Source organism: Roseovarius nitratireducens, assembly GCF_002925845.1.
Lineage (GTDB): Bacteria > Pseudomonadota > Alphaproteobacteria > Rhodobacterales > Rhodobacteraceae > Roseovarius > Roseovarius nitratireducens.
In genome coordinates this window covers 112,630-125,087 of the sequence record NZ_PDNI01000065.1, presented here as the reverse complement: position 1 = coordinate 125,087, position 12,458 = coordinate 112,630, and the positions used below count along the sequence as shown (strand labels likewise).

The following is a 12,458-nucleotide window of genomic DNA, read 5'->3' as shown; positions in this document are numbered from 1 at the left end:
ATCAGCGCAGTCGCAGGCGCGGGGCGGAACCAAGGGGGACGGGGCCGAGCCACATCCGACCACCGCCGAAGCCCAGCGGAATGTCGAGCGTGTCCGGGTTGCCTTTGAGGCGTGCCATCATGCCGAGGCCGTTCTCGACGCTTGAGGCGAGGCTCTCGGGCAGTGCCCCCGCGCTGCGCAGGATGGTCACGATCTCGCGCCAGTTGCGGGCCTTGAGCGTGATCTCGCCATCGGGCCAGCCATCGGGCGTCACGTCCACCTCGCCCGCCGCCTGAAGGAGCAGATCGCCCCAGCGTCCCTCGGCCAGACGCACGCTCAGATGGGTGGGTTGCGGGCGGGCACGCTCGATGGCGGTGCGGTCCCACGGCTTGTCGAACGTGGCGGTGACATCAGCGGTAAATCCGCTGATGCGGTCGGGCAGGCGGCCCTCCGGATCGAGCCGCGTCCGCGCGGGCGCGGCGAGCGTCAGCCCCTCGGCGCGCAGGCCGAACCGGTAGGTTGAGCCCTCCTGCCGCTCGGCGGCGAGGCTGAGGGTGGAGAGCGCGGTGGTTTCCCCGGGGCGTGTCTCGGAGGTGACGCGCACGAAATCGGCGGTGAGCGTCATGCGCCGGGGCGCGAGCGCCGCGTCGGGCGCGATCACCAGCGAGGCGCGCATGTCGCGGCTCTCGATCCGGAACTTCTCTTCCGGGGTGGCGATACGCTGTTCGTCGGGCCAGACGGCGATGACGTGATTGGGCCGATAGCTCAACGCGTCGATCTGGAAGCGCGGCGCCTCCCACGCCAGCCCTGTGGCGGGATCGGCGAGGATCAGGTCTTCGAACACCACGTCGAAGCGGTTGGGAAAGCCCTGCACGCCGAGGCTGCTCGTCTCGGCCACCCAGCCCTCGGCGCGGCGCGCGTCAAACCAGCCCTCGAACGCCGAGTGGGTGGTGCGGCTGCCAATAACCCAATAGCCGGCCCAGAGCCCGGCGGCGACGAGGATGACGGCCAGAAGTGCCCGCATGGCTTGCCCCTTTCATGCCCTTCGCGAAGGGTGTTTATAGGGGGCGGAACGCGAGGAACAGGGGAAAAGGCATGTGGGTGTTCGGCTATGGCTCGCTGGTGTGGAATCCGGGCTTTGACACGGTGGAGCGGGTGATCGCGCGGCTGCCGGGCTATCGGCGCAGTTTCTGCATGCGTTCGATCCACCATCGCGGCACGCCCGAGACGCCGGGGCTGGTGCTGGCGCTGGACCGCGCGACGGATACAGCCTGTTCGGGTGTGGCGCTGCGCGCCGACCCTGCGCGCGCCGACGAGGTGCTGGCGTATTTGCGCGAGCGCGAGCTGGTTTCGGCGGCTTATCACGAGACGCGGCTGCCGGTCATGCTCACGGACGGGCGCGAGGTGGAGGCGGTGACCTACGTGGTCGATCCGGACCACGCGCAGTATTGCGGCGGGCTCGATCTGGAAGAACAGGCGCAGATCATCGCCCGCGCGCATGGCGGGCGCGGACCGAATACCGAGTACCTGTTCCAGACCGATGTGCATCTGCGCGAATTGGGCCTCGGTGATCGCGATTTGGACTGGCTCGTGCGCCGGGTGCGCCATATCTGCGGATAAGCCTTGGCTTGCGCGGGCAGGCGGCGTAGGGTTGCGCCTGCAAAGACGTGCAAAAACCTGCAAAGAAACGTGTCGGGAGCGTCCAGATGGACCAGCCGGACCGCGAGGCCGAGCCGCAGTTTTCCACCCCCTATCGGCAGATCCTGCTGATGCTGATCGTGCTGGCGCTGACGGCGGTGGGGGCGTTTCTGGCGCTGCCGCGGGTGCTACCGGTGTTCGAGGCGAACCCTTGGCTCAACGGGTTCATCTTTTTCGTCTTCGTTCTGGGGGTGATCGCGACCTTCTGGCAGGTCATCCAGCTCATCGGTTCGGCGCGCTGGATCGAGGGGTTTGCCGCGCAGACGCCGGGGCATGAGCTTACCCACCCGCCCTCGCTTCTGGCACCGCTGGCCACCATGCTGCGCGGGCGCGGCAAGCGGATGCAGATCGCGTCAAGCTCAGCGCGCTCGATCCTCGATTCGGTGGCGCAGCGTATCGACGAGGCGCGCGAGATCACCCGCTATATCGTCAGCCTGCTGATTTTCCTCGGGCTGCTGGGTACGTTCTACGGTCTCGCCACCACCGTTCCGGCGGTGGTCGATACAATCCGCAGCCTGGCCCCGCAGGAGGGCGAGGAGGGAATCGCCATATTTAACCGGCTGATGACCGGGCTGGAGGAGCAGCTTGGCGGAATGGGCGTGGCCTTTGCCTCGTCGCTGCTGGGGCTGTCGGGCTCGCTTGTCGTGGGTCTGCTGGAGTTGTTTGCCGGGCACGGGCAGAACCGGTTTTATCGCGAGTTGGAGGAATGGATATCGACCATAACCCGGCTTGGCCTTTCCGAGGGCGACGGCGAGGATGGCGGCGGGCGCGCGATGGTGGCCGAGGTGCTTGACCACATGACCGGGCAGGTCGAGGCGTTGCAGAGCACCATCGCGCAATCCGAGGTGAGCCGCGCGATGGTCGACGAGAAGCTCGGCGTGCTGGCCGATTCCATCGAGCGACTGACGCACCGGATGAGCGATCAGAGCCCGGTGCAGGTGGCGCTGATGCGGGTAGCCGACGGGCAGGAGCGGCTCATCGAGGCGATCGAGGCGCGCGAGACGAGCGAGGGGCTGGATGCCGAGAGCCGGATGCGCCTGCGCTCGATCGACGTGCAGATGCTGCGCATTCTCGAGGAAATCAGCGCCGGGCGTCAGGAGACCATGACCGAGCTACGCACCGATCTGGCGGCGCTGACGCGGCTCATGGGGCAGGCGCGCGGCCCTACGCCGCGTCCCGTGCGCCCGGTGGTGCCGCGCGGCGGCGACGCGTCCGGCGAGGGGTCGGGCGAGTCTGGCGAGGGCGGCTGAGATGGCGCTGTCGCGGCGCACCGGCGCGCGGTTTCAGAGCGCGATCTGGCCCGGCTTCGTCGATGCCATGACCGGCCTCCTGCTGGTGCTGATGTTCGTGCTCACGATCTTCATGGTGGTGCAGTTCGTGCTGCGCGAGGAGATCAGCGGGCAGGCCACCAAGCTCGACGCGCTGTCGGCTGAGGTGGCGGCGCTGTCGCGGGCGCTGGGGCTGGAACAGGACCGCAACGCCACGTTGCAGGAACGGGTGGGCATGTTGACCGCGACGCTGGGCGACGCCCGCGCGCGGGCCGAGGAACAGGCCGATGTGATCGCGTCGTTGCGCGCGGAGACCGCGGCGCAGTCCGATGCGCTGACGGCGGCGGAAGGCCGGATCGCGTCCTTCGAGGAACAGGTGGCGCGGCTCTTGTCGCAGCGCGACGCGGCCCGCGACCGGGCCGCCGGGCTGGCGGATGAGCGCGATGCGGCGCGCGACGAGGTGGCCGCGCTGGAAGGGGAGCGCGCGGCGTTGCTCGATGAGCAGGCGGCGCTGGAGGACCGGCTCGCCGGGCTGCGCGACGAGGTCGATGCGCAGACCGAGGCGGCGCGGCTGGCGGCGGCGAGACGCGAGGCGCTGGAGGCGCTCATCGCGGACTTGCGCGCGCGCAATGCCGAGGCACGGCAGGCCGGGGCGGCGCTGAGCGAGGAGGTGAGCGCGCTCGAGGAGCAGTTGAGCGAGGAAGAGGCCGCGCGGCTGGCCGAGGCCGAGGCGGCGGCTGCGTTGCGCAAGCGACTGGAGAACGCGCAGACAGAGCTGACCGCGATGACCTTGGCCCTCGAAGAAGAGCGCAAGCGGGCGGAGGAGACGCTGACCCTGTTGGCCGCGGCGGAGGCGGCGCGCGACGATCTCGACGCCGCGCTGGCGCAGGCGCTGTTGCGCGCCGAGGAGGCCGAGACGGCGCGCGAGACGGGGATCGGCGAGGCGCGCGCGGAGGTTGAGGCCGAGCGCGCGGCGCGTAGACAGGCCGAAGCGGCGCTGGCCGAAGCCCGGACGGCGCTGGAAGAGACTGGCGGGACGCTGGAGGAGCGCGAAACGGCGCTGGCCGAGGCGCGGGTTGCGCTGGAGACCGAGCGGGCGGCACGGGCTGAGGCGGAGGCCGCGCTTGCTGATGCAAGGGCGGCTCTGGACGAGACGGGCGGCACGCTGGAGGACCGCGACGCGGCTCTGGCTGAGGCACGGGCGCGCATCCGGGCGCTCGAGGCTGATCTGGCCCGCGCGGTGGCGGCCAAGACAGATGCCGAAGCCGAGGCGCTCGACGCCGAGGAGGTGCGCGCGCGGCTGATCGCGGCGCTAGTCGCGAAGAAGGCGGCGGAAGCGCGGGCCGAGGAAGGGATGAGCGAGGCCGAGCGGCAAGAGGTGCTGTTGGCGGAGGCGCGCGAGAAGCTTGCCAAGGAACAGCAAATATCCACCGAGGCGCAGCGGCAGCAGGCGCTTTTGAATCAGCAGGTGGAGGCGCTGCGCACGCAACTCTCAGAGCTTCAGGCGCTGCTCGACGATGCCGAGGCGCGCGAGGCGGAAGCGGAGGTGCAGCTTCAGTCGCTGGGCAACGAGCTCAACACCGCCCTGGCGCGCGTGGCCGCCGAGGAAAGGCGCCGGCGGCAGGCCGAGGAAGAGCGTGCGCGGCTTCTGGAGGAACGGGCCGAACGGTTGGCCGCCGAGAAGGAGGACCTGGAGAAATACCGCTCGGACTTCTTTGGCCGGATGCGCGAATTGCTGAGCGGCCAGGAAGGGGTACGGATCGTGGGCGACCGGTTCGTGTTCTCCTCGGAGGTTCTATTCGCGCCCGGCGAGGCCGAGTTGTCGGTCGAGGGCGAGCAGGAGATCGCAAAGGTCGCAGGCATCCTGCGCCGCGTGATTGGCGATATTCCCGAGGGGATCGACTGGGTATTGCAGGTGGACGGGCATACCGACGATGTACCGATCGCGCCCGGCGCGCGCTTTGCCGATAACTGGGACCTGAGCCAGGCGCGGGCGCTGTCGGTGGTACGCTACCTGGTCGATTTCCTCGGGTTTCCGCCCGACCGGCTCTCGGCCAACGGGTATGGTGAATATCAGCCGGTAAATCCCGCGGACACGCCCGAGGCCCGCGCGCAGAACCGTCGGATCGAGCTGAAGCTGACCACACGGTAAGGCGGGGCAGCGCGTCAGGGGCGCACGGTGATGTCTGCGTGGCGCGTGGCGATAAGCGTGTCGCCACGCCACAGCCGAACATAACCGCGATAGGCACCGGCGGGCCAGCCGTCCTTGGGCGCCCGGCGCCCGAACGCGCGAAAGAACTGTGCCTTGGGGGTGTCGAGCGAGACCTCGTGGCGGAAGATGTCACCGTCGGGGCCGCGCGCGGAAAGCGTGAGGCGGTCGCCTGGCTGCGCGTAAAAGACATGGCCGTAGAGCACGATTGGCGCGTCGATGCCTGCGAGAGTGACGCGAGCGGCCCCGGATTTCACGGCGTCGAATTCGGGCACGGCGGTAGAGAAACCGGCGGTAAAGATCCCCGACGGAGTATAGGGCAGGGGCGTATCCCAAAGCCCTGTGCCAGGGGCGGGATCGCAGGTGTCGCGCGCCAGCCGGGCAAAGGGATCGACGATGCGGCCCTCGTGCAGCACCCCGAGATGCAGGTGCGGCGCGTTGGTCAGGCCGCTGAGCCCGACCGCGCCGAGTATGTCGCCGCGGGCCACACGGTCGCCGGGGCGCACGGTGAGCGAGCCGCGCCGCATGTGGCAATAGAGCGTCTGCCACCCGTCCCCGTGATCGACGCGCACGGCATTGCCGCATTCACGTCCGGCGATGGCGTCGCGGGTCTCGGGCGTCACGGGCGTGTCGGCCATGCCGTCGCGGGTGGCGGCGACGGTGCCGGGGGCGGCGGCAAGTACGTCCACACCCGTGCGCATCGCCGCGAATGAAGGGAGCATGAAATCGGTGCCGCGATGGTCGTCGCGGCTCTTGAGGCCGCAGGCGTGATCGCGATTTCCTGGGCCGGGGTCGGTATCGACGTAGTCCTCGATCACGCAGGTGCGGCCATAGTCGCAGTCGAGCGGCAGCGACAGCCGGGGTGGCTCGGCGACGGCGGGGCGCGCGGCGCAAAGCGCCAGCGCGAGGACCGCCGCCGCCCGCCGTCTCATTCGGCGGTGAGCAACGGTGGCTTCTTTTTGCCCGAGAGGCGGCGGGTGGCAGGGCCCTCCACGTCGAGTGCGATCTTGCCGTCGCGCACGCCCACGCGGACTGTGCCGCCCTTGGCGAGCCTGCCGAAGAGCAGCTCCTCGGCGAGCGGTTTCTTGATGTGCTCCTGGATCACGCGGCCGAGCGGGCGGGCGCCCATGCGGTCGTCATAGCCTTTGTCGGCGAGCCATTTCGCGGCCTCGTCGGTCAGCTCTATGGTCACGTCGCGATCCATGAGCTGTGCCTCGAGCTGGAGGACGAACTTCTCGACCACCTTGAGGATGACGTCGGAGGGAAGCGCGCCAAAGGAGATCACCGCGTCGAGCCTGTTGCGGAACTCGGGCGTGAAGGTACGCTCAATCGCCGCCGTGTCCTCGCCCTCGCGCCGGTCGCGGCCGAAACCGACAGCCGATTTCGCCTGCTCGGTGGCCCCGGCATTGGAGGTCATGATGAGGACGACGTTACGGAAATCGACGCTGCGCCCGTTGTGATCGGTGAGCGTGCCGTGGTCCATGACCTGAAGCAGGATGTTGAACACGTCCGGGTGTGCCTTCTCGATCTCGTCGAGCAGGAGCACGCAATGCGGGTGCTGATCGACCCCGTCGGTCAGCAGACCGCCCTGGTCGAAGCCCACGTAGCCCGGCGGCGCGCCGATGAGGCGCGAGACGGCGTGTTTCTCCATGTATTCGGACATATCAAACCGCAGAAGCTCGACCCCGAGCGTATCGGCGAGCTGTTTGGCCACCTCGGTCTTGCCCACGCCGGTGGGGCCGGCGAAGAGGTAGTTGCCGATGGGCTTTTCCGGCTCGCGCAATCCGGCGCGCGCCAGCTTGATTGCCGAGGAGAGCGCCTCGATAGCGTTGTCTTGCCCGAACACCACGCGCTTGAGCGTGCCTTCGAGGTCCTTGAGCACCTCGGCGTCGTTCTTGGAGACGTTCTTGGGCGGGATGCGGGCGATCTTGGCGACGACGTTCTCGATCTCCTTGACGCCGATCGACTTGCGCCGCTTGGAGGCCGCCACGAGGTGCTGTGCCGCGCCGGCCTCGTCGATCACGTCGATGGCCTTGTCGGGCAGCTTGCGGTCGTTGATGTAGCGTGAGGACAAGTCGACCGCGGTGCGGATCGCCTCTTGGGTGTACTTGACCGAGTGGTGATCCTCGAAATAGGGCTTGAGCCCGGTGAGGATCTTGATCGTGTCCTCGACCGTCGGTTCGCTCACGTCGATTTTCTGGAAGCGGCGGGCGAGCGCGCGGTCTTTCTCGAAATGCTGGCGGAACTCCTTGTAGGTGGTGGAGCCCATGCAGCGCAGCTTGCCGCCCTGCAGCGCGGGCTTGAGCAGGTTGGAGGCGTCCATCGCGCCGCCCGAGGTGGCGCCCGCGCCGATCACGGTGTGGATCTCGTCGATGAACAGAACCGCGTCGGGGTGCTTCTCCAACTCGGTCACCACGGCCTTGAGCCGTTCCTCGAAATCGCCGCGATAGCGGGTTCCCGCCAGAAGCGCGCCCATGTCGAGCGCATAGATGGTGGTGCCCGAAAGCACCTTGGGCGTGTTGCCGCCGACGATCTTGTGGGCGAGCCCCTCGGCGATGGCAGTCTTGCCGACGCCGGGATCGCCCACGAGGATCGGGTTGTTCTTGCGCCGCCGGCACAGCACCTGGATGCAGCGCTCGACCTCCGAGTCGCGGCCGATGAGCGGATCGACATCGCCGCGCCGCGACTTCTCGTTTAGATCGACGCAGTATTTGGCCAGCGCCGAATCGCCCGGCTCGACGGCGTCGGTCTCGACGTGTTTCTCGGCGCCCTCGTCATCGACATCTGTCGCGCCCGTGATCGGGCGCGATTCGCCGAAGGCGGGGTTCTTGGCCACGCCGTGGGCGATGAAGTTGACCGCGTCGTAGCGGGTCATGTCCTGCTCCTGCAGGAAATAGGCGGCGTTCGATTCGCGCTCGGCAAAGATGGCGACGAGCACGTTGGCGCCGGTCACCTCGGTGCGCCCGGAGCTCTGGACATGGATCGCCGCGCGCTGGATCACGCGCTGGAAGGCGGCGGTCGGCACCGCCTCGGACCCGTCGATATCGGTCACGAGGTTGGCGAGATCATCGTCGATGAAATCGACCAGCGTGGTGCGCAGTTCCTCGGTATCGACGCTGCACGCCTTGAGCACGCGGGCGGCGTCGGGTTCGTCCACGAGGGCGAGCAGCAGGTGCTCGAGCGTCGCGAACTCGTGCCGCCGCGCATTGGCGAGCGCGAGCGCGGCATGGATTGCCTGTTCAAGTGTGGTCGAGAATGAAGGCACGGTCGTGCTCCTTCTGATCTAGCCCGCCGGGTACGTCGCCCGACAAGTCTGGCCTCGGTATGTTAAAGTTTGGTCGATGATGGCCCGGCTTCAAGGAGTTTTTTGTCAAACGACCTCACTTTTCGTCATCTTCTGGCGGAATGTTCGTAACATGCGCGTCAAAACCTGTCCTTTCGGCTGCGGATTTCGGCGAACACCTCGATATCGGTCGCCCCCGTCATGCCAAGATGCGCGCGGATCGCCGGGTCGTGGGCGCGCAGGAACGGGTTGGTTTCCAGTTCCTCGGCGAGCGAGGCGGGCACTGTGGGTTGCCCGGCGGCGCGGGTCCGAGTGATCTCGTCGGTGCGTGCGGCGAGGCGCGGGTTGTCGGGATCAACGGTGCGCGCGAAAGCGGCGTTGGTCTTGGTATACTCGTGGCCCGAATAGATCAAGGTCTCGGGCGGCAGCGCCGCGAGCTTGGCAAGGCTCGCGTGCATCTGCGCCGGCGTGCCCTCGAACACCCGCCCGCAGCCGAGCGCCATCAGGCTGTCGGCGGTGAAGACGGCGCCGCTGTCGGGGAAGTGAAAGGCGATGTGTCCCACCGTGTGGCCCGACACGTCGATCACGCGGCCCGTCTCGGACCCGATCGTCACCTCGTCGCCCTCCGATACCGCGATGTCGAGCGGCGGCAACCGATGGGCATCCGCCGCCGCGCCGATCACCCGGGCGGGGGCCTGCGCGAGCACTTCTTCCAGCCCCTCGACATGGTCGCCGTGGTGGTGGGTAATGAGCACATCCGATAGCTGCCACCCATGTCGCGCAAGCGCATCGAGGATCGGCGCGGCCTCGGGCACGTCAATGACGGCGGTGGCCCCGGTCGCGGAGTCGTGTGCGAGATAGGCGTAATTGTCCGTGCGGCAGGGGATGGTGAGGATTTGCAGGCTCATGCTATGTTCCCCGCTGTCATGAGATGGTAGCGTCAGAGTGACGGATCAAGGGCGGCACTGCAATGCATCTCGACGTGCAGGACCTGCGAAATTTCTACTACCGCAACCCGCTGGGGCATGCGGTTCAGAAGGTCTTGCGCGCGCGGATCGCCGAGTTCTGGCACGAGGCGCACGGCAAGAGCATCGCGGGATTCGGTTTCGCGGTTCCGTTCCTGCGGCCCTACCTCGCCGATGCGCGGCGGGTGATGGCGCTGATGCCCGCGCCGCAGGGCGTGATCGGCTGGCCGCAAGGCATGCCCAATGTCTCGGTGCTGTGCGAAGAGACGTTCTGGCCGGTGGAGACAGGTCACGTCGATAGGCTCCTCGTGGTACATGGGCTGGAGACCTCGGAGCAGCCCGGCGCGCTGCTCGACGAATGCTTGCGCGTGCTGGGCCCCGGTGGATCCGCGCTGTTCATCGTACCGAACCGGGCCGGACTGTGGTCGCGCTCGGATCGCACGCCCTTCGGCTTCGGGCGCCCCTACACCCAGACGCAGCTCGAAACGCAGCTCAAGTCTCATGGGTTCCTGCCCGAGAGACACGCCACCACGCTCTTCCAGCCGCCCTCGGACCGGCCTTTCTGGCGGCGCACGGCGGGCATGTGGGAGCGCATGGGCGCGCGCATCTCGGTACTGGCGGCAGGGGGGGTGCTGATGGTGGAGGCTACCAAGCGCGTGCAGGCCCCGAGCGGGACGGGGTTGCGCGAGACCGTAAGGCGGCCCCTCGGCGTGCTGGCACCGAAACCGGAGGCGAAGCCGGTGTGAAGGGGCGGGACAGGCCGGAGTGAGGACGCAAGGGGCCTGGAGGGGACGTCGGGCGCTCGCACGGCGGCGTACAAGCACGCGTTGACTCCACGCGGGGCCAAGATGCGAATGGCGGGATTAGGCCAAAACCCGGCCCTGACCCCCGCCCCCTCAGCCCTTGCGGCGGATGCCGATGCGGCTGCCCACACCCTCGGGTCGGGGCAGGGCGGCATGGGCCTGCGCCATCTCGGCCACCCGGGCGGCGATGTCCTCGGGCATTGGGGCCACGCGAGGGCCGGACATGTCCACGTGCAGGGTCAGGCTCTCGCCGGTGGCCGCGCACCAGCCCTCCTCGTGGAACAGTTCCTGGAAGAAATGGAACCGCTTCTCGTCATGGTCGAGCAGGTAAAAGCTGCTGCGAACCCGGTCGCCGAGCTTGACCTCGCGCAGGTAGCGGATGTGGAACTCGGCGGTGTAGGTGGTGAGGCCCCGCGTCGCCACGTAATCGGGGCCGAATCCCATCCCGGCAAACGCCTCGTCGGCGCAGCGATCCATGACCACGGTGTAATAACCCATGTTCATATGGCCGTTATAGTCGATCCAGCCCTGCTCGACCGTGTGAAAGCTGGACATGAAGGGCGTGGCATCAGGCATGGATCGAACCTTTTGAATAAGCGGCGCGCGTGCGTTCTAGGAGGTTTCGTGGCATGATTGCAATGGTGCCTGCGTGCGCGCTGACACACAGCCCGCGATTTTGTGATTTGGATGTCGGCGGTTCGCCCCCAAATCACGGGCAGGTGCAAGCGAGGAGATTAACATGGTGAACAAGTTTGGACGGCGGGTTTTCATCGCGGTGGGCGTGGCGGGGCTTGTGGCGATTGCGGCGGTCGCGGGACAGAAGTACCTCGGCGGTTTCGAGGAACTGGCCACGGCCCCGGTCTATGCGCCCGATGGCGTGGCGATCCGTGGCACCGATCCGGTGGCCTATTTTACCGAAGGGCGCGCCGTGCCCGGCACACCCGAGCACGCGCTGGAATGGAACGGCGCGACCTGGCATTTCGCCAGTGCCGAGACCCGTGATCGCTTTGCCGACGATCCCAAGGCTTATGCCCCGCAATATGGCGGATTTTGCGCATGGGCGGTGGCGGAGAAGGGCGAGCTCTACTCCACGCAGCCCGACAACTGGGCGATCGTGGATGGCAAGCTCTACCTCAACTACAACGACGATATCCAGGCGCGCTGGCAACAGAACATTCCCCGCTTCATCACAGAGGGCGATGAACGCTGGCCCGAGATCCTGAAGGCGGGATCGTAAGCCCCCGACTCAGACCCAGGGGCCGCGCCGGCGCGTCTGCCCGGCCATCTCGCGCAGCGCGGCGATACGGTTTTCGGGCGCGGGATGGGTGGAAAAGAGCTTGTCGCGCGCATGGGCGTGCAGCGGGTTGACGATGAACATGTGCGCGGTGGCGGGGTTACGTTCGGCCGCCTCGTTATCGATCCGTGCCACCAGCCCCGAAATTTTTCCCAGCGCCGAGGCGAGCCAGAGTGGATTGCCGCAGATCTCCGCACCCACCCGGTCGGCCTCGTATTCGCGACCCCGGCTGATCGCCATCTGCACCAGCGCGGCGCCGAGCGGCGCGAGGATCATCAGCGCCAGCGTGCCGATCAGGCCAAGCGGGTTGTTGCGGCTGCCGCCGAAGAACAGCGCGAAATTGGCCAGCATCGAGATCGCACCGGCAAAGGTCGCGGTGATCGTCATGATGGTGGTGTCGTGGTTGCGGATATGGGCCAGCTCATGGGCCATCACGGCGGCGATCTCTTCGCGCGAAAGATGCTGCAGCAGGCCCGTGGTGGCGGCCACTGCGGCGTTTTCGGGATTGCGCCCGGTGGCAAAGGCGTTGGGCTGGTCGTTGTCGATCACGTAGACTGCGGGGGGCGGCATGCCCGCGCGGTCGGCCATCTCTCTTACCATGTTCGCCAGCGCCGCCCCCTCGGGGCCGTCGGCGGGACGCGCGCCGTGCATCCGCAGCACCATCCTGTCGGAATTCCACCAGATATACGCGTTCATCGCCACCGCGATCACGAGCGCGATGAGCGCGCCGCCCATACCGCCCAAGAGCGCGCCGAGACCGAGGAAAAGCGCGGTCATCGCTGCCATCAGCACTGCGGTGCGCAGGTATCCGGTCATCCAAGCCTCCTTTGATCATCGCGAATATGGGGGCGGGCGGCTGGGGTGCAAGCGGGCCCGGCGCTGGGGGGTCGCGAATTTTATGCATTTTCCAGGCTGCCGTTAAGCGGGTCTTGACCGGCGGCGGAGAGGGTCGTGCGAAA

At 67.7% G+C, this 12,458-nt stretch carries 11 protein-coding genes; 5 read left to right on the top strand and 6 right to left on the bottom strand.

Annotated elements, in window-relative coordinates:
• Position 1: 1 nt before the first annotated feature.
• On the bottom strand, positions 2 to 1,003 hold the full coding sequence (locus CRJ03_RS13400; RefSeq protein WP_104019379.1) for a DUF2125 domain-containing protein: 1,002 nt from the start codon (positions 1,001 to 1,003) through the stop codon (positions 2 to 4).
• Positions 1,004 to 1,074: 71 nt separating this feature from the next.
• On the opposite strand from CRJ03_RS13400, the gene CRJ03_RS13395 reads away from it, so the two are divergent.
• From CRJ03_RS13395 to CRJ03_RS13385, 3 genes are all read left to right on the top strand, one after another.
• Positions 1,075 to 1,599 carry a gamma-glutamylcyclotransferase gene (locus CRJ03_RS13395; protein ID WP_104019378.1) on the top strand — a complete coding sequence of 175 codons (525 nt, stop codon included), beginning with the start codon at positions 1,075 to 1,077 and terminating at the stop codon, positions 1,597 to 1,599.
• A gap of 86 nt (positions 1,600 to 1,685) precedes the next feature.
• The gene (locus tag CRJ03_RS13390; protein WP_104019377.1) at positions 1,686 to 2,927 is read left to right on the top strand and encodes a biopolymer transporter ExbB; all 1,242 of its coding nucleotides are present in this window, start codon (positions 1,686 to 1,688) and stop codon (positions 2,925 to 2,927) included.
• 1 nt (position 2,928) lies between these two features.
• Entirely contained in the window at positions 2,929 to 5,097 is a 2,169-nt protein-coding gene (locus tag CRJ03_RS13385; RefSeq protein WP_104019376.1) for a peptidoglycan -binding protein, read from the top strand.
• A gap of 14 nt (positions 5,098 to 5,111) precedes the next feature.
• Here the strand turns inward: CRJ03_RS13385 and CRJ03_RS13380 are convergent, their stop codons facing one another.
• The 3 genes from CRJ03_RS13380 to gloB all read right to left on the bottom strand — a co-directional run bounded on the left by CRJ03_RS13380 (position 5,112) and on the right by gloB (position 9,345).
• The gene (locus CRJ03_RS13380; RefSeq protein ID WP_104019375.1) at positions 5,112 to 6,086 is read right to left on the bottom strand and encodes a M23 family metallopeptidase; all 975 of its coding nucleotides are present in this window, start codon (positions 6,084 to 6,086) and stop codon (positions 5,112 to 5,114) included.
• A complete protein-coding gene (gene clpA / locus CRJ03_RS13375) occupies positions 6,083 to 8,419 on the bottom strand; it encodes an ATP-dependent Clp protease ATP-binding subunit ClpA (RefSeq protein WP_104019374.1) in 2,337 nt (778 codons plus the stop codon). Before clpA ends, CRJ03_RS13380 begins: the two co-directional genes overlap by 4 nt.
• A gap of 158 nt (positions 8,420 to 8,577) precedes the next feature.
• Positions 8,578 to 9,345 (bottom strand): hydroxyacylglutathione hydrolase, encoded by a 768-nt coding sequence (gloB, locus tag CRJ03_RS13370; protein ID WP_104019373.1) that lies wholly within the window; start codon positions 9,343 to 9,345, stop codon positions 8,578 to 8,580.
• A 62-nt stretch (positions 9,346 to 9,407) separates the two neighbouring features.
• Between gloB and CRJ03_RS13365 the strand changes: the two genes are divergently transcribed.
• Positions 9,408 to 10,148 (top strand): class I SAM-dependent methyltransferase, encoded by a 741-nt coding sequence (locus CRJ03_RS13365; protein ID WP_104019372.1) that lies wholly within the window; start codon positions 9,408 to 9,410, stop codon positions 10,146 to 10,148.
• 150 nt (positions 10,149 to 10,298) lie between these two features.
• On the opposite strand, the gene CRJ03_RS13360 is transcribed toward CRJ03_RS13365, so the two are convergent.
• Entirely contained in the window at positions 10,299 to 10,781 is a 483-nt protein-coding gene (locus CRJ03_RS13360; RefSeq protein WP_104019371.1) for a thioesterase family protein, read from the bottom strand.
• Positions 10,782 to 10,944: 163 nt separating this feature from the next.
• On the opposite strand from CRJ03_RS13360, the gene CRJ03_RS13355 reads away from it, so the two are divergent.
• Positions 10,945 to 11,442 (top strand): YHS domain-containing (seleno)protein, encoded by a 498-nt coding sequence (locus CRJ03_RS13355; RefSeq protein WP_104019370.1) that lies wholly within the window; start codon positions 10,945 to 10,947, stop codon positions 11,440 to 11,442.
• Positions 11,443 to 11,451: 9 nt separating this feature from the next.
• Here the strand turns inward: CRJ03_RS13355 and htpX are convergent, their stop codons facing one another.
• Complete coding sequence (gene htpX / locus CRJ03_RS13350; RefSeq protein ID WP_104019369.1) at positions 11,452 to 12,315, bottom strand: zinc metalloprotease HtpX; 864 nt, start codon at positions 12,313 to 12,315, stop codon at positions 11,452 to 11,454.
• Positions 12,316 to 12,458: the final 143 nt, after the last annotated feature.